We start from the raw sequence: 1369 nt of genomic DNA on the forward strand, positions 1-1369 counted from the left end.
AGTAGAACGTCGCCTGGTAACCAAAAACATCAGCCTAATAGCTGATGTTTTTTTGTGTTTGAATATGAAAATGATAGATTTATTCTAAATTTTACTTATTAATAGGATACGCTACAGAAAATCAGAAATAACATCATAGCATTCTATTTACGAAGTGAAACATGTAATAAAAAGTTTGTATCATATTCAAAATGTAACTGATCTACATTTTGAATATGATACAATGATTAGGCCGATTAAGGGAGTAGCTACAAAGTATTTCGTTAATTATCTAGCATGGATCAGTTTGTTGATAGTCTCAGTAACGAAAATACGAAACACGATATTAAAGAGTATTACACATATCGTTTGTTTTTGAAATGACAGTTACTTATGATTGTTTGCTTTTGTCCAGACCCAATATTGAGTCTTCGTTATTTGATTGCAGAATTAATTTTATGAGGTGTTAGAATGATACTTAACGACTTCTTGAAAAAAGTATTTCCTAACTTAGAACTTGAACCACCTTTGTTTTACAATTGGGATATTGGTATTCGATTTGAACTTGGGGTAGAGTGGGAAAGGGGTTATGATTATCCTGATAACCCATATATACTGGGTTGTTATAAAAGAGCAATCACTTTATTTGAAGCGATACACTCTCCAACGGATGATATTTTTGTCGTAATGGATGTAAATAAATGGCTTTGAAAGAGGTAAACAAATTAAACGTAAATTAAAGAACTTTTCACCATATGTAGATAAGTCACTATTGTATAGATTAAAGTATCAAACGAGGCTGTATGTTTTTCCTGAAGATGATGAAAAAGAAATATATAAAACTCATAGGTTTAGTTTAAAATGTAAAACGAATGAATTCAAATACAAATCTTTGCTAAAAGCAATATGTAATCAAGATTTGGGAATTAGTCCGAGGATTTTTTATAGAGCTTATTTTATAAATATTAACAAGAAAAGATCTTTCACGTTTACGATGACAGAGGGTGTGAATTATTGGCAACTTCACCTGACACAATAAGAGATACATATAATATTTACAATGAATGGATCTTGGATTATGACAACCCTAACATTGAGAAGGTTTTTAATTGAAATATGAAGAGGAGAAGCAGCCTTTTGGAGTATTTCCTTTTAATATATCTATAATCAACACTAATATTAACAGAGCGATATATATAGAAAGTATCTTAAAAAAGATAATACAAAATTTTTGTTAATTTTTTGTAAAGAAATGCTTGCAATCATTTGGACGAGATGGTATATTTGTTTATGTTGTCACGACAAAACAAGTTGGAACAACAAAAAAATATAAAATAAGTTGTTGACAGATGGTTCAACAAAATGTTATTATATTAAAGTCGCTTCTGAG

Annotated in this window: 2 pseudogenes; both read left to right on the forward strand. The window is 29.4% G+C overall.

The features are described from left to right. Window positions 1–157: 157 nt before the first annotated feature. Window positions 158–449: pseudogene (locus tag ABEY15_RS24325) on the forward strand (hypothetical protein); the annotation flags it as partial. A gap of 1 nt (window position 450) precedes the next feature. Beyond that, a pseudogene (locus ABEY15_RS24330) lies at window positions 451–1092 on the forward strand (DUF3885 domain-containing protein). The last annotated feature ends 277 nt before the right edge of the window (window positions 1093–1369 follow it).

The organism is Gottfriedia acidiceleris, assembly GCF_050457485.1.
GTDB classification, from domain to species: Bacteria; Bacillota; Bacilli; order Bacillales; family Bacillaceae_G; genus Gottfriedia; species Gottfriedia acidiceleris_D.